Source organism: Streptomyces albireticuli (assembly GCF_002192455.1).
Classification (GTDB): domain Bacteria; phylum Actinomycetota; class Actinomycetes; order Streptomycetales; family Streptomycetaceae; genus Streptomyces; species Streptomyces albireticuli_B.
The window spans coordinates 7,174,398-7,189,647 of the sequence record NZ_CP021744.1; the positions used below are offsets into that span (position 1 = coordinate 7,174,398).

General features: G+C 74.2%; 12 protein-coding genes. 5 read left to right on the plus strand and 7 right to left on the minus strand.

Annotation, left to right across the window (positions count from 1 at the left end; genetic code table 11):
* Position 1 precedes the first annotated feature (1 nt).
* The 5 genes from SMD11_RS30920 to SMD11_RS30940 all read right to left on the minus strand — a co-directional run bounded on the left by SMD11_RS30920 (position 2) and on the right by SMD11_RS30940 (position 7,808).
* Positions 2-1,165: a substrate-binding domain-containing protein gene (locus SMD11_RS30920; RefSeq protein WP_087929582.1), complete on the minus strand. Its 1,164-nt coding sequence runs from the start codon at positions 1,163-1,165 to the stop codon at positions 2-4.
* A complete protein-coding gene (locus SMD11_RS30925) occupies positions 1,162-2,202 on the minus strand; it encodes an ABC transporter permease (protein ID WP_087929583.1) in 1,041 nt (346 codons plus the stop codon). The genes SMD11_RS30920 and SMD11_RS30925 overlap by 4 nt, the downstream gene beginning before the upstream one ends.
* The gene (locus tag SMD11_RS30930) at positions 2,199-3,713 is read right to left on the minus strand and encodes a sugar ABC transporter ATP-binding protein (RefSeq protein WP_087929584.1); all 1,515 of its coding nucleotides are present in this window, start codon (positions 3,711-3,713) and stop codon (positions 2,199-2,201) included. The genes SMD11_RS30925 and SMD11_RS30930 overlap by 4 nt, the downstream gene beginning before the upstream one ends.
* A gap of 37 nt (positions 3,714-3,750) precedes the next feature.
* Positions 3,751-6,681 (minus strand): SpoIIE family protein phosphatase, encoded by a 2,931-nt coding sequence (locus SMD11_RS30935; RefSeq protein WP_087929585.1) that lies wholly within the window; start codon positions 6,679-6,681, stop codon positions 3,751-3,753.
* 161 nt (positions 6,682-6,842) lie between these two features.
* A complete protein-coding gene (locus tag SMD11_RS30940; RefSeq protein WP_087929586.1) occupies positions 6,843-7,808 on the minus strand; it encodes a cyclase family protein in 966 nt (321 codons plus the stop codon).
* 229 nt (positions 7,809-8,037) lie between these two features.
* On the opposite strand from SMD11_RS30940, the gene SMD11_RS30945 reads away from it, so the two are divergent.
* Entirely contained in the window at positions 8,038-8,685 is a 648-nt protein-coding gene (locus SMD11_RS30945; RefSeq protein ID WP_087929587.1) for a DUF5701 family protein, read from the plus strand.
* On the opposite strand, the gene SMD11_RS30950 is transcribed toward SMD11_RS30945, so the two are convergent.
* A complete protein-coding gene (locus SMD11_RS30950) occupies positions 8,679-9,035 on the minus strand; it encodes a DUF805 domain-containing protein (protein ID WP_087929588.1) in 357 nt (118 codons plus the stop codon). The two genes, SMD11_RS30945 and SMD11_RS30950, sit on opposite strands and share 7 nt — an antisense overlap.
* Positions 9,036-9,425: 390 nt before the next feature.
* Between SMD11_RS30950 and SMD11_RS30955 the strand changes: the two genes are divergently transcribed.
* The 3 genes from SMD11_RS30955 (at position 9,426) to SMD11_RS30965 (ending at position 13,892) form a co-directional block, all read left to right on the plus strand.
* Entirely contained in the window at positions 9,426-10,700 is a 1,275-nt protein-coding gene (locus SMD11_RS30955; protein ID WP_418952495.1) for an MFS transporter, read from the plus strand.
* A gap of 177 nt (positions 10,701-10,877) precedes the next feature.
* Complete coding sequence (locus SMD11_RS30960) at positions 10,878-11,903, plus strand: sulfotransferase family protein (RefSeq protein ID WP_087929590.1); 1,026 nt, start codon at positions 10,878-10,880, stop codon at positions 11,901-11,903.
* 510 nt (positions 11,904-12,413) lie between these two features.
* A complete protein-coding gene (locus tag SMD11_RS30965) occupies positions 12,414-13,892 on the plus strand; it encodes a UDP-N-acetylmuramoyl-L-alanyl-D-glutamate--2,6-diaminopimelate ligase (protein WP_087929591.1) in 1,479 nt (492 codons plus the stop codon).
* 48 nt (positions 13,893-13,940) lie between these two features.
* Here SMD11_RS30965 and SMD11_RS30970 read toward each other — a convergent pair whose 3' ends face one another.
* Positions 13,941-14,645, minus strand: coding sequence for an NADPH-dependent F420 reductase (locus SMD11_RS30970; RefSeq protein ID WP_324614788.1), 705 nt, complete (start codon positions 14,643-14,645; stop codon positions 13,941-13,943).
* 360 nt (positions 14,646-15,005) lie between these two features.
* Here SMD11_RS30970 and SMD11_RS30975 point away from each other — a divergent pair, with 360 nt between their 5' ends.
* Positions 15,006-15,209, plus strand: a complete 204-nt coding sequence (locus SMD11_RS30975) for a cold-shock protein (protein WP_018536328.1) — start codon at positions 15,006-15,008, stop codon at positions 15,207-15,209.
* Positions 15,210-15,250 lie beyond the last annotated feature (41 nt).

Sequence of the window (15,250 nt, forward strand, 5' to 3'; positions counted from 1 at the left end):
CTCACCTGCCCCAGATCCTCCGGTACGCCGCCCGGTAGCCGGGCGGGTCCCAGGACGTGACCCCCGCGCTGTTGGCGGACGTGGCGATGTGGACCGGTGCCACGTAACCGCTGGCAGGGGCGCCGGCGAAGGCCCGGTTGAACTCGTCGACGATCTGCCAGCCCTGTTCGGTGAGGGCCTCGGGGACGGTGGCCGTCTGGAACTGGCCGCCGTTGACGCGCTGGAAGGCCGAGGGGTCGCCGTCACCCGCCCCGATGGCGAAGGGCGCGCCGGCGCCCTTCCTGCGGGCCGCGCGCAGGGCGGGGGCGGCGTCGGCGAAGTACACGTCGTTGACGGCCACGGAGTGGGTCCACCTGTCGCGGAAGCGGGCGAGGAGGGCCGAGACCTCCTGGGGCGTGCGGCTGCTCGTGTCGGAGATCGGGACGTTCTCCTCCGCGAGCAGCCGGACGCCGGAGCAGGTGGCGAGCCCCTTCTTGATCAGCTCGGACTTGTTCCTGGCGAAGGGGATCGAGGCGTCGGTGAACAGGACCACGCCGGCGTGGCCGCGGGAGTGCGCGATGATCCAGTCCGCGCTGATCCGGGCGACGTCCTCCACCCGGGTGGTGATGTTGGTGAAGAGCGGGGGGTCCGCGCTCGGGCCGGGGGCGTCGAGCGCGTGCCAGCCGACGAGCGGGACGCCGTCCGCGTGGGCCGTCGCCACCTGCTGGGACGTCAGGCGGGGGTCGAAGCCGCCGATGACGATGCCGGACGGCCGGAGGGCGACGGCCTGCCCGAAGGCCGCCTGGATCCCGGCGGGGGTTCCCTGGCCGTCGATCACCCGGACGTTCCAGCCGATGGCCTTCGCGGCCTCCCGTACGCCCTTGACGGTGCCCGCGACGCCGGGGTTGGTCATGGTCTGCGCGACGTAGGCGAGGCTCTTGCCGGGCACCGCCCGGGGTCCGCGGGCGGGCCCGTTCCACGCGGCGTCGGTCCGCTCGGCCCGGCGGACGGCGGCCTCCGCCCTGGCCAGCGCGGCGGGGCAGCCGGCCGGTCCCGTGGCGGTGGGCGCGGCGCCCCCGGCCGACGAACCCCGCTCGCAGCCGGCGAGGCCGGCCACCGCCGCCAGAGCGACCGTCGCCCCCAGGACGGCGGTCCCGGCGGCCCGCCGCCGTGGGCCGGGGTTCACGAGGTGACTCCCGGCGGGTCGTGGGGGGTCCGGACCGGTTCCGTACGCCGCCGTCGCAGCTGCCGGCGGGCGGCGTAGCCGGCCAGGCCGACGGCGACCAGCAGGGTGCCGCCGTTGAACAGTGGCGTCACCCAGAACGCGGCCCCGAGCTGGCCGATCCCCGCGAGGCCGACGGCGAGGACGGTGACGGCCACCAGGGTGCCCAGGGCGTTGGCGCGACCGGGCCTGACCGCGGTGGAGCCGAGCAGCGCGCCGACGAAGGCGGGCAGCAGGTAGTCCATGCCGACGCTGGGGTTGCCGATCTGCTGCTGCGAGGCGAGCAGGACCCCGGCGACGCCGACGACCAGGCCCGATCCGGTGAAGGCGTGGACGACGTGCCGGCGGGAGCGGATGCCCACCAGGTCGGCGGCGCGCCGGTTGGAGCCGATGACGTACAGGTACCGGCCCAGCGGCAGCCGTTCCAGGACCACCCACAGCACGGCGGTGACGGCGAGGACGTAGAAGGCGGAGACCGGCAGGCCGAGGAACCGGGAGTCGTAGAGGGCGGTGAAGCCGGCCGGCAGGCCGTGCGGGCCGGGGACGACGCGGGCCCCGTCGGTGAGCCATCCGGTGCAGGCGTACATGACGCTGCCGGTGCCGAGGGTGGCGATGAAGGAGTCGATCCTCGCGAACTCGACGACGACGCCGTTGACGGCGCCGGCGACCGCCCCGCCGAGGATCACCACCAGGCAGGCGAGCGGCCACGACCACCCCTCGGTGACGACCAGCCGCATCGTCATGACGTGCGCGAGGCCGAGGCCGTAGCCGAGGGACAGGTCGAACTTCCCGGCGGCGACGGGGACGGTCGCACCGAGCGCCAGCAGGGCGGGCACCGACTGGTTGGACAGGACGGCGGAGATGTTGTCCAGGGTGGGGAAGGTGTCCGGCAGGGCGAGGGAGAAGGCCAGGAACAGCAGGGCGGTGAGGGCCAGGAGGCCGTAGGCGCCGACGAGGTGGCCGAGCCGGTGGGCCGTGCGCGGGCGGGGCGCCGGGGTCACCGTCCGGGTGTCCCGGTGAGGGCGTCCATGTCCGAGGCGGCGTGGGTCAGCGCGCCGACGGTGAGGCCCGCGCCGCTCAGCTCCGCCGTCACGGTCCCGCGGACGAACACCAGGGCCCGGTGGCACACCTCCGCGACCTCCTCGAAGTCGGAGGAGACGAGCAGGACGGCGAGGCCGCCGGCCAGCGCGTCCTGGAGCAGGCGGTGGATCGCGGCCTTGGCGCCGACGTCCACGCCGGCGGTCGGCTCCTCCAGGATCAGCAGCTGCCGGCGCAGCCCCAGCCACCGGCCGAGCATGACCTTCTGCTGGTTCCCGCCGGACAGGGTGGCGATCGGCGCCTCGCTGTCCCGGGGGCGCACCGCGAACCGCTCGATCAGACCGGCGGCCCGGGCCCGCTCGCGCCCCGGGCCGATCCAGCGGGTGCCCGGCGGGCCGTCCGCCCGGGGGTTGGCCAGGAAGTTCTCCCGTACGGTCAGCTCCGGCGCGCAGCCCTCCTCCTGACGGTCGCTGGTGACGAAGCCGACACCCGCGGCGACGGCGTCCGCGACCGTGCCGGGCCGGTACGGGCGGCCGTCGAGCAGCGCCCGTCCGCCGAGGAGCGGCCGGGCACCGGCGAGGGCGCGGCCCAGCTCCATGTGCCCGGCGCCGGTGAGGCCCACCGTGCCGAGGACCTCCCCGGCGCGCAGCCGCAGGGTGACGGGGCCCGCGTTCCCGGCGCGCACGCCGTCGAGGGTCAGGACGCCGGGCCCCGGGGCGGGGACGGTGAGCCGGTGCGCGGCCGGTTCGTGGCCCACGACGGCGCGCACCAGGCGGGCGGGGCCGTAGTGGGCGAGCGGGCCGTGGGCGACGAGGCGGCCGTCGCGCAGGACGGCGATGGTGTCGGCGGCCTTGTGCACCTCGTCGAGCCGGTGGGTGACGAGGACGACGGCGTGGCCGCGGTCGCGCAGGTCGCGCAGGACGGCGAAGAGCCGGTCGCGGTCCGCCGCCGGGAGGCTGGCCGTGGGCTCGTCCAGGACGATGAGCTCGGCCCGGGTGCACAGCGCGCGGGCCAGCGCCACCAGGGAGCGCTCGGCACGGGTGAGGCCGGCGACGACGGCGTCCGGGTCGAGGTGGGCGGCGACGATGCCCAGGGCCTCGGCGCTCCGCGCCCGGGTCCGCCGCCAGGAGACGAGACCCGCGCGGCGCGGGTAGCCGGTGCCCAGGGCGATGTTCTCGGCGACCGTCATCCACCCGACCAGCCCCAGGTCCTGGTGGATGAAGGACATGGCGCGGGCGGCGGCCTCGGTGCCGAGCGGGTGCCCGGCGACCGTCACCTCGCCCTCGTCCGCGTGGTGGACGCCCGCGAGCACCTTGATGAGCGTGGACTTGCCTGCGCCGTTGGGGCCGAGCAGGGCCAGGACGCCGCCGGGGTCGATGTCGAGGTCGACGGAGTCCAGCGCGAGGGTGCCGCCGAACCGCTTGCCGAGGCCGCGGATGCGGACGAGGGGCTGTGGGGAGCGCACATTCGTCATGCTACGACCCCTTTTCTCCCCTGCGCCGGATGGGCCGTCAGATGGCGGGGATGTCGTCGAGACGCACTTCGGCCGGTGGCACCTCCGCCGTGCCGGGCCGCCCGCCGGGGGCCTCCAGGGCGCACTCGGCCCAGATGACCTTGCCCTCGGCGGTGTAGCGGGTGCCCCAGGCCTGGGAGAGCTGGGCGACGAGGAACAGGCCGCGGCCGCCCTCGTCGGTGGTGGCCGCGTGGCGCAGGTGCGGGGCGGTGCTGCTGCTGTCGGAGACCTCGCAGGTCAGGGTGCGGTCGTAGAGCAGACGCACCCCGACGGGCCCGCTGCCGTACCGGATCGCGTTGGTGACCAGCTCGCTGAGCAGCAGCTCGACGGCGAAGCCGGCCTCCGCGAGCCCCCACTCGGCCAGCCGGCGGGTGACGGAGCCGCGGACCGTGGAGACGAGCGCCGGGTCGGCGGGCAGTTCCCAGTCGGCGATCCGCTGCGGGTCCAGCGCGTGGGTGCGGGCGACGAGCAGGGCGATGTCGTCGGCCGGGTGCTCGGGCACCACGGCCCGGACGACCGCCTCGCAGGTCTCCTCGGGCGGCCGGTTGGGGTGGGCCAGGGCCCGGCGCAGCTGCTCCAGCGCGGTGTCGAAGTCGCGGTGGCGGTCCTCGATGAGCCCGTCGGTGTAGAGGACCAGCTGACTGCCCTCGGGGAGGGGGAACTCGGCGGTCTCGAAGGGCAGGCCGCCCAGGCCCAGGGGCGGGCCGGCGGGCAGGTCGGGGAAGGTGACGGTGCCGTCGGGGCGGACCAGCGCGGGCGGGGGGTGGCCGGCCCGGGCCATGGCGCACCGCTGGGAGGTGGGGTCGTAGATGGCGTAGAGGCAGGTGGCGCCGATGATGCCGGTGTTGCCCGCGGCGGGGTCGTCGCCGCACTCCTCCCGGTCCAGCCGCCCCACGAGGTTGTCGAGGTGGGTGAGGACCTCGTCCGGGGGCAGGTCCAGCTCGGCGAAGTTCCGCGCGGCGGTGCGCAGTCGGCCCATGGTGGCGGCGGCGTGCAGGCCGTGGCCGACGACGTCCCCGACGACCAGGGCGACGCGGGTGCCGGAGAGCGGGATGACGTCGAACCAGTCGCCGCCGACGCCGGACTCGGCCGGCATGTAGCGGTGCGCGACCTCGACGGCGTTCTGCTCGGGGAAACCGTGCGGCAGCAGGCTGTGCTGGAGGGCGAGGACCATGCTGTGCTCGCGGGTGTAGCGGCGGGCGTTGTCCACGCAGATGGCGGCGCGGGTGGCGAGCTCCTGGGCCAGCGAACGGTCGTCGTCCCCGAAGGGGGCGGGGTCCCGCGCGCGGTAGAAGCTCGCTATGCCCAGGACGATGCCACGGGCGAGGAGCGGGACGGTGATCAGGGAGTGGACCTCGTGGGCGAGGAGCCGCTGGGCGCGCGCCGGGTCCTGGGAGATCCAGCCGGTGGCCGACCGCAGATCGGGCTCCAGGACGGTCTCCCCGCTGGTCAGGCAGCGGAGCTGGGGCGTGGTCGGCTTGAGGTCGACGCGCTCGCCGGCGGGGTAGAAGGGGCAGTCCTCGCGGATGCCGTGGACGACCGTGCGGTAGAGGTCCTTGCGGGGGTCGGTCGGTTCGTCGCCGCGCAGCACCGCCTCGGGGAGGTCGATGGTGACGTAGTCGGCCAGCCGCGGCACGGCCATCTCGGCGAGTTCCCGGGCGGTGCGGCTCACGTCCAAGGTGGTGCCGATGCGGGTGCTGGCCTCGGACAGCAGCTCCAGCCGGCGCCGGGCCGCCACGGCGTACTTCCCCACGCCGGGCTCGCCGACCAGCACCAGGCCGCTGGTCGCGGCGTCGGTGCCGCTATCGGTGTCGGTGTCGTGGGCACGGTCGGCGGTGCGGGGTGCGACGGGCGGGTGGGCCGTCACGGCGGTAGACCCGGGCAGGGCGCCGGGGAGGTCCTCGGGCGAGGGCGGGACGAGGGGGGAGAGGTCCCGCCGGGTCAGGAGGCCGGGCGTCGGGTCGGCGCCGGTGGGGACGGTGAGGGGCTGCCGCCGTGAGGGGAGGAGCACCTCGATGGCGACGCCCTCCACCCCGGAGGCGCTCGTCACCGGGCGGCTCAGCAAGGTGACCCGGCGCCCGCCGGGCAGGGACACCTCGACGGCGGCCCGCTGGGCCGAGGAGATGAGCTCGGTGGCCTTCTCCTTGAGGATCATCTGGTCACGCCAGTCCAGCCCGCTCGCGGCCAGCTCGCCCAGCCCGCCGAAGCCGCCCGTGCCACCGGCCGGCCCGCCGCCCTCGTCGCCGGCCGAGCCGTCGGGCGGTACACGGCGCCGGGCGTCGAGGTACGCCCGCAGCAGGGCGCGCTCGCGCGCCGAACTCTGCTCCAGCAGCCGCCGTTCGATGACACCGGCCGCCCTGCGGATCACGACGTCCAGCGAGCCGTCCGCGTCGGTGTACGGGAAGCCGAAGCAGAGGACCCCCTCGATCCGCCCGCTGAGCAGGTCCCGGACGGGAATCGCCGAGCAGGCGTTCGACTGGGAGCGTTCGGCGAAGTGCTCGGCGCCGTAGATGCTGACCAGGTTCCGCTCCGCGAGCGCCAGCCCGATGCCGTTGGTCCCGCCGAACTTCTCCGCGAAGACGAAGCCCGGGACGCTCTGGATCGGGGGCAGCCGCCGGGCCATGGCGGCATCGCCGAACCGGCGTTCCAGCACCGCGCCGCGCTCGTCGGCGAGGGAGATGTTCATCTTCCGGTCCGCGAACATGGCCTCCAGCCGGTCCAGCACCGGCCCGGCCGCGCGGACCAGGCGGCCTTCCGCATCGAGTTCCCGGGTGAAGGGGAGCTCGCACCCGTCGGGCGACAGGCCCAGGGAGCGGCAGCGCTGCCACGAGCTCAGGATCGGGCCGCGCACGGTCCCCTCGACCGACCCGCCGCCGAGGAACCGCTCACGGGCGAGCGCGGGGCCGATGTCCTCCGCCACGAGCCCCATCCGGATCACTTCCCTCGTCGGTACGCGCGCCCCATGGCCACCCGCACGCCGGGGTGGCTGCACGGTCGTTCCATTTTAGAACTTTGCCCTGATATGAAGGGAAAAGTGCGGAGGGTGCCCGGGTGGCACCGTCCGTGACGTCCGCGCGGGAGCGCCCGCCCTCACAGGACCGCGACCGGGTTGACGGGCGAACCCGTACCGCCGGGGACGTTCAAGGGGGCCACGACGAGGAGGAACTCGTGGCACCCCGCCCCGGCGCAGGCTGCGGAGAGCGCTTCGAGGTCGAGGTTGTCCAGCAGTGGCACCCCCATCGCGGCGATCGCGAGCGTGTGGACGGGGGAGTGCAGGCCCTCGACCGGGGAGGGGCGCACGTCGTTGTCGCCGTCGCCGCCGAGCAGGGCGATGCCGCGCTCGGCCAGCAGGGGCACCGCGTCCACGTGGAGGCCCGCGCTCGCGGTGCCGGGGTCCCAGGCGCCCAGTTCCGCGCGCCGCCGGAACCGGCCGACCCGCAGCAGCACCGCGTCGCCCTCGTCGATCCGCACGCCGAGCGCCCGCTCCGCGGCGACGACGTCCCTGGCGTGCACGGCCTGCCCGGGCTCCAGCCAGGGGCTCCCCAGGACGGCGGGGAGGTCGAGGAGCACCCCCTTGGTGACCAGGGTGCCGAGGGCCGAGACGGAGCCGAAGCGGGCGCCGCCCGCGCCCGTCAGCTCCCGTGCCGCGCCGCCGTCGTAGAGCCGCCCCCGGTAGGCGATGTGGGACAGCGCGTCCAGGTGGCTGACGCCCTTGCCGTGGTAGTCGGCGCCCACGAAGTCCTTGTAGGCGGAGGGCTCCGGGGGCTCGACGTCACCCAGGTCGGACATGTAGTGGAGGGCGGGCCTGCTGTTGTCCGGGGCGGGCGCGGTGTCCCACGGCCGGGCCATCGGCACGACCGTCCCGGACCTGACCAGGGCGGCGGCCCGCCGGACGTGGCCGGCCGTCACCCGGTTCCAGGCGCCGCGGCCGGCGGGCTCCCAGCGGCCCCAGGCGCGGACCCTCTCGAAGAGCGCGTCGAACTCCCGGCGGGAGACGGCCGGCCCGTTGCGGGCACCTGCCGGTGGAGTCGTCGCGTCGCCCGGGTCGTCGTTCATCCGTCGCTCCGGGCTCGGAGGGGCCTGTCCATGGTGCCGATCATGGGCCGTCGGCGGCCGGGTGCGTGGGAGCGGCGGGGCGTGGGCCGGAGATTTGCCCGTGCCGCAAAGTTGCCATGGGTGAATATTGGGACTGGACATAAAAATATGTTCATAGTAACTTTCCTCCTGTCGGTCCCGGAGGAATGGCGGGGCCGGCCGTCCCACCCGTTCAGCAGGAAGGCCGCACATGACGGATTTCGACGCCGGTAACGAGTTCGACCGCCAGGTCCGGACGCTGGTCGACCTCGCGTACCCGGCCCTCGCGGGCATGACGGAAGACGCCTTCCGCGGCCTCCTGGAGCCGCTGCGCGAGCCCGTGCTCGCCCGGGCGGCGGCCATGGAGCCGCCGGCCGAGGGGCGCGTCCCGTTCCTGATCGTGGTCACCCGGGCGCTCGTGCCCCTCGAAGAGGCGGTGCCGCTGACCACGCTCGCCGGCAAGAGCAGGCCCGGCGTCATCGAGCGCTTCTACGCGCCCGGTGAGCTGGAGCGGTTCGTCCCGATCGAGGAGCTCGCGCTGCCGGACGGCGCCGCGTACGTCGTCTTCGACGTCGAGCGGGGCGAGGAGTTCTGCAACGCCGTGCCCCTGGACGCCCTGGCGGCGGTCGCGGAGCGGGACCGCACCCCGCTCACGATCGAGGAGGGCCTCGCACTCGTCCTCCAGCACCCGGCGGCGCTGGCCAAGAACAAGTGCTTCTCCCTCGCCGGCACCCGCTTCGGCGACCGCCGCGTCCCCGCGCTGTGGATCAGCAAGGGCGCCCCGAAGCTCGGCTGGTGCTGGGAGGGCAACCCCCACACCTGGCTGGGCATGGCCTCGGCCGGCGCCCGGGGTCAGTGAGCCGGCACCTCCTGCGGACTCGGGCCGTACGCGTTGGCGTGCGGCTTGCCCGCGCCCGCCCAGAACACCAGCAGGACGATGAGGCCCACGATCGGGATCAGGATGATCAGCTGCCACCAGCCCGAGCGGTCGGTGTCGTGCAGCCGGCGGGTGCCGACGGCGAGCCCGGGGAGGAACACGGCGAGGCTGTACACCGTGCCGAGGAGCGGGTCCGTGCCGAACACGACGTCGAGAACGGCCAGGACGATGCTGATGATGACGTTGATCAGGGTGAACATCCAGAACTCCGGACGGCCCGCCCGCCCGCTGAACGTCGCGTATTTCTTGAGCACATCCACATACCAGTGCACCTGCGCCCCCAAGAACCACGGCGGGGCCCGTCCTCGTGGACCGAGCCCTCATGGGGAAAGTAGGAGGACCACGGGGGCCGGTCAACCGTTGCCCGGGAACGCCCGGCGGCGCCCGGCCGGTGTCACCGGCCGCCGGTGTGCGCCGGTCGGGGACGGCGGGGCGAACCGGAAGGCCCGCCAAGGGTTCTGACAAACCCTTACCAAGAATTGTCATACAAACTGATCAGTTGTAGTAACCATGTTCTAGGGTTGCGGACATGACAGGCGAACGCCTCCTGGCTGCTCCGGGACGGCCGCTCCGGGCGGGCAGCGGCGCCGGCTCCGCCCGGTGACCCCGCCGCGTCACCGAGGAGTTGCCGCCCGAACCCTGGAGACCTTCCCGTGCCCGACGTGTCCGACGTAGCCGTCGAACCCCGCCCTGCCCGGCGTTCCCGCTTCCTGGCCGACCTCACGCCCCTGCGCAGCTCCGTGGACTTCCGCCGGCTGTGGTTCGGGCAGACCGTCTCCTGGATCGGCCAGCAGATGACCGCCCTCGCGGTCTCCTTGCAGGTCTACGCGATCACCGGCTCCACCTTCTCGGTGGGCATGGTGGGACTGTGCTCGCTCGTCCCCCTGGTCGTCTTCGGCCTGTACGGCGGCGCCGTCGCCGACACCGTCGACCGCCGGGCCCTGGGCCTGGTCAGCGCGACGGGCGCCACCCTGCTGTCCGTGGCGCTGGCCACGGCGGCCCTGCTGGGCCTGCGCGAGGTGTGGCTGCTCTACACGGTCGTCGCCCTCCAGGCGGTGTGCTTCGCCATGAACAGCCCGGCCCGCAGCTCGATGATCCCCAGGCTGCTGCCCAAGGAGCAACTGCCCGCGGCCAACGCCCTGTCCTCCCTGACCACCAACCTCGGCCTCATGGGCGGGCCCATGCTGGGCGGCGCCATCGTCGGGCTCTGGGGCTACCAGGCCGCCTACCTGATCGACGTCGTCGCCTTCTCCGGTTCCCTGTACGCGATGTGGCGCCTGCCCTCGATGCGCCCCGAGGCCCTGGACGGGGGCAAGGCGCCGGGCCGCGCGTCCGTACGGGGCGGCCTCCGCTTCCTCGCCACCCGCCCCAACGTGCGCCTCACGTTCCTCGTCGACCTCGCGGCCATGGTGCTCGCCCAGCCCCGCGCCCTCTTCCCGGCCGTCGCCGGCCTCTGGTTCGGCGGCGACACCAAGACCGTCGGCCTGCTCGTCGCGGCACCGGCTGTGGGCGCGGTCCTGGGCGGGCTGTTCTCCGGCTGGCTCGGCCGGATACACCGGCACGGACTCGCCGTCCTGCTGTCCGTCGTCGCCTGGGGCACGGCCATCGCCGTCTTCGGCCTCACCCGCGACCTGTGGCTCGGCCTCCTCTTCCTCGCGGTCGCCGGATGCGCCGACTCCATATCCGCGGTCTTCCGCACCACCATGCTCCAGACGGCCACGCCCGACGACATGCGGGGCCGCCTCCAGGGCGTCTTCATCGTCGTGGTCGCGGGCGGGCCCCGGCTGGGCGACTTCCTCGCGGGATCCGTCGCGGACCTGGCGTCCCCGCGCTGGGCGGTCTTCGGCGGGGGCGTCGCGTGCGTCGTGGCGGTCGCGCTCATCGCCCTGAAGTGGCGCGGCTTCGCACGCTACGACGCGCGGTCGCCGCAGCCCTGAGCCACGGCGGACCGGGCACGGCGGCCCGGTCCCGCCGGCACCGCCGGTCACTCGCAGGCGGTGACCCGGGCGAACGCCCCGGCGGCCGCTCCCCAGGAAGCGTGTGGTGTGCACCGTTTGCCGCCGGTGAGGCAGGGAAGGCTGCCCCGGTCCGCCACCGGCAAGGAGAGAGCGACCGTGCGCACCTTGACCTTCGTCGTCGGTACGGGCCGCAGCGGTTCGACCGCGCTGTCCCGGATCCTCAACGCCCATCCGGACGTCCTCAGCCTCAACGAGTTCATGGCCTCCGTGGGGGACACCGCCTTCCCCGAAGGAGACCTGACGGGCGAGGAGTTCTGGCGGCGCCTCACCACGCCGACGCCGTACTTCGCGCGCATGATCCGCAGCGGTGTGCTGATGCCGGAGTTCCTCTACACCCGGCGCCCGGGGCGGTACACGGCGGAGACCACCGGCATCCCCGCGCTCTCCCTCATGGTGCTGCCCCACCTCACCGACGACCCGGACGGACTCCTCGACGAACTCCGGGAGACGGTCGTCCACCGGCCCGCGCGCGGCGCGCCCGACCACCACCGGGCCTTCTTCGGCGCGCTGTGCGCGCGGTTCGGGCGTACGGCCGTCGTGGAGCGGTCCGGGTACTCCGCGGCCTGGGTGCCGCGCCTGCGGGCCGCGTTCCCGGAGGCCCGGTTCGTGCACCTGCACAGGGACGGGCCGGACTGCGCGCTGTCCATGAGCCGGCACGCCGGATACCGGATGATCTTCCTCATGCGGGAGATCGGGGAACGGGCCGGGGTCGAGCGCCTCGCCGACCTGACCGAGGAGCACGTGACGTCACTGCCGCCGGACCTCGCCCCCCTGCTCGGCGAGCGCTTCGACCCCGCCCTGGTGCGCGACCGGGCCTTTCCGCTCCCCGGGTTCGGCGCGCTGTGGTCGGAGCTCGTCACCGAGGCGACCGGGCACCTCGCCACCCTTCCCGAGGAGGGCCGCACCACGCTCGCCTACGAGGACCTCCTCGACGCGCCCCACGAGGAACTGGCGCGCCTCGCCGCGTTCGCCGGCGTCGCACCGCTCCCCGAATGGCTGGAATCGGGGAGCGCGCTGCTCGACACCGGCCGCCGTGGATCCTCCCTGCGGCTGCCGCCCGGCGAACTGGCCGCGCTGCGGGAGAGCTGCGCCCCCGGTACGCGCGTTCTGAAGGGGCGCTGAACAGCCGCCTCCGGCCGGGGTACCGGCTCCACGGGCCGGCGGCCGTGCCGAGGCGCGGGCCGCGCACGCCGGCCGGACGCGCAAGGTACGGACGACGGCCTGCCCCCGGCGAGCTGGGCGCCACGCTCCGCCGGCGGACATACACTGTGACGGTGTCGGGCAGGTCCCTGCTCCGTCCGACCACCTGAATCCGCCCTCCGCGGCGGACCGCCGACGGCTCCGGCCGCACGGTGGGACAGGTAGCGATGCCCGGCCGGTCCGGCCCTTCGGCTCGTACGCAGATATCCCCCTGTGGGGCCCGCTCGCCCGCACGCGTAACGCCGCCCGTGCCCCCGCTCCCGCTCCGCCAGTGCCCCGCGCTGCGCCGCCGGACCGGTGCCCGGCCGGTCAGTACTGCCCCCGGCGCCGCCGGGGCATGGTCGTCAAACGCGGTTCCCGGCTCGCCGCCACCCCCTGCCCCCGGGCGGGGCCACGCGCGGTGCGCCGTCGGCCGCCTGCGAGGGGACAGCTGTGAAACTGAGCGCATTGCTCCACGGACACGAGCACCACGTCCTCCAAGGAGACCCGGGGACGCCCGTCACCGCCGGGATGACCTTCGACGCGCACCGGGTGACGCCCGGAGCGCTGTACATCGCGGTCCCGGGCCACGAGGAGGGCGGCCCCGAGGGCACCGGGCGGGCACTGGAGCGGGGCGCCGTGGCGGTGCTGGCCGAGGGGAACGAAGGCCCGCCACCGGCCGGCCTCCCCGGGGACGTGTGCGTGGTGCGCGTCGCGGACGTCCGGGCGGCGGCCGCCGTCGTGGCCTCCCGCTACCACGGTGAGCCCGGCCGCGCGATGGACGTGGTGGCCGTCACGGGGACGAACGGCAAGACCTCCGTCTCGTACATGGTCGAGTCGGTCCTGCGGCTCGCCGAGGGCGCGACGACCGGTGTCATCGGCACCTCGGGCAGCCGGATCGGCGGGCTGCGGATCCCGATGCCCAGGTCGGCGCTGAGCACCCCGCAGGCGCCCGACCTGCAATACCTGCTGGGCCACATGCGCGACCGGGGCGTCGGGAGCGTGGTCCTGGAGGCCACGTCCATGGGCCTGCTCCAGCGCCGGCTGGACCGCGTCCCCGTCGACGTCGGCGTCTTCACCAACCTGACGCAGGATCATCTCGACGACCACGGAACGATGGAGAACTACAAGAACGCCAAGCTCGGCCTCTTCGGCGGGCTGTGCGACCGGGCCGTGGTCAACGCGGACGACCCCGTCGGCGCCGAGATCCTGGCCCTGATGCCGGGCGCGGTCACCACGTACGCCCTGGACGCGCCGGCCGACTACCGGGCGACCGACCTCGTCGTGGACGCCTCGGGCAGCCGGTTCACGCTCCACCACGAGGGGCGCAAGTACCCCGCTGCCATCCCGGTGCCGGGCCCGTTCTCCGTCGCGAACGCCCTCGCCGCCGTGGCCGCGTGCCACCTGCTCGGGCACGCCCTCCCCGGGCTCGTCGCAGCCCTGGAACGGATGCCGCCCGTCCCCGGCCGCTTCGAGCGCTACCGCACCCCTGGGGGCGCCCATGTGATCGTCGACTACGCGCACTCCCCGGACTCCCTGGAGAAGGTCCTCACCACGATCCGCGGCTTCGCGACCGGCAGGGTGATCACCGTCTTCGGCTGCGGGGGCGACCGGGACGTCACCAAGCGCGCCCCCATGGGGAGGATCGCCGGAGACCACTCCGACCTGTGCGTCCTCACCTCGGACAACCCGCGCGGCGAGGACCCGGAGGCGATCCTCGACCGGATCGCCCCCGCCCTCGCGGCCACCGGGACCCCCTTCCACCGGGAGGCCGACCGCCGCGAGGCGATCCGTTACGCGCTGTCCGCCGCGCGGCCGGACGACGTCGTGCTGGTCGCGGGCAAGGGCAGCGAGACCCACCAGGTCGTCGGCGCGCGGCTGATCCCCTTCGACGACATGGCCGTCGTCCGCGACCTCGCCGCGCGGGGCTGAGGAACGGCCGCGGGGCGCCGCCCGCGCGCGTCCTCCGGGCCGTACCGCCTACGCCCGGAACGCCCGCGGCCGCTCCGGGGACGCCTCGGCGAGGGCCTTGGTGACCTCCTCGGCGCCCGCGCGGAGACCGTAGACCGGGGTGTCGGGCTGCTGGCGCCAGGAGTCCTCGATGCCGCCCGCGTCGACGGTGTCGAAGCCGAGCTCGTCGACCAGCTCGCGCACGACCCGCTTGGCGGCCTCGTCGTCGCCCGCCACCGGCACGGCGAGCCGCCCGGGGGCGCCCTTGGGCAGCGGTCTGTCGAGGAGGTCCTGGGCGTAGGTGCCGTTGAACACCTTGACGACGGGGTGCCCGAGATGCCGCTCGGTCCACCGGCTCTCCGGCAGACCGGCCTCGATGGGCTCGATCAGGCCGTCCCTCTCCTTGGGGTAGTAGTTGCAGGTGTCGATCACCGCGGCGCCGTCCGCGGCCTCGTCGAACAGCCCGGACGGCAGGTCCGGGACGGCCTTCAGGGGGACGGTGACCACGACGACCGAGGCGTCGCGCGCCGCCTCCGCCGCGGTGACGGGGGTGGCGCCGGTCTCCTCGGCGAGCGCGGTCAGGGTGTGCGGGCCGCGCGAGTTGGCGACGGAGACGTCGTGGCCGAGCGCCGTGAGCCGTCGTACGAGGTTGCCGCCGATGTTCCCGGCGCCGATGATGCCGATCTTCATGGGAGTCCTTCCGGAGGGCCGCGACCGTGTGTCGTGCCAGCCCACAACCTCAGGGGTGCGGGCACTATTCCGGCCGCCGGGGCCCGGCGCGCCGGGCCCCGGACCGCGGCCGCCCGGCTCCTGCACACGCGTGTGCAGAAAATCGGTGTCTTGTACAGGGGGAATTTTTTTTGCGGCGCGGCGGGTCCGGTGAATTTTCTTACCCTGCCCGGCGGCCCGTACCGTGCTAGTGTGGATCCCAGTTGCAGTTGTGGTTTCCCAAGGACTTCAAATGCGCTTCCTGGCCCGGACGGGCCGGTGAGTGCACTTTTTGTTTTTCCGGTGCTTTCCGACCGGGGCAATCATCGCGGCGACGCGAGGCGTGCACAGTGTGCGCCTCGGGCACTGCCCCGAAGGAGATTTGACATGGCTACTGGCACCGTGAAGTGGTTCAACGCCGAAAAGGGTTTCGGCTTCATCGAGCAGGAGGGTGGCGGCCCCGACGTCTTCGCCCACTACTCGAACATCGCCACCCAGGGCTTCCGTGAGCTCCAGGAAGGCCAGAAGGTGAACTTCGACGTCACGCAGGGCCAGAAGGGCCCGCAGGCCGAGAACATCGTTCCCGCCTGACGTTGACGCGTACGGCGTAGCTGGGGCCCGCACCTTGGGTG

Bases quoted from the DNA above. Each gene is read 5' to 3' on its own strand.
- SMD11_RS30945 (WP_087929587.1), top strand. From the start codon at position 8,038: ATGACGGATTTCGACGCCGGTAACGAGTTCGACCGCCAGGTCCGGACG.
- SMD11_RS30935 (WP_087929585.1), bottom strand. From the start codon at position 6,681: ATGGGGCTCGTGGCGGAGGACATCGGCCCCGCGCTCGCCCGTGAGCGG.
- SMD11_RS30940 (WP_087929586.1), bottom strand. From the start codon at position 7,808: ATGAACGACGACCCGGGCGACGCGACGACTCCACCGGCAGGTGCCCGC.
- SMD11_RS30930 (WP_087929584.1), bottom strand. From the start codon at position 3,713: ATGACGAATGTGCGCTCCCCACAGCCCCTCGTCCGCATCCGCGGCCTC.
- SMD11_RS30975 (WP_018536328.1), top strand. From the start codon at position 15,006: ATGGCTACTGGCACCGTGAAGTGGTTCAACGCCGAAAAGGGTTTCGGC.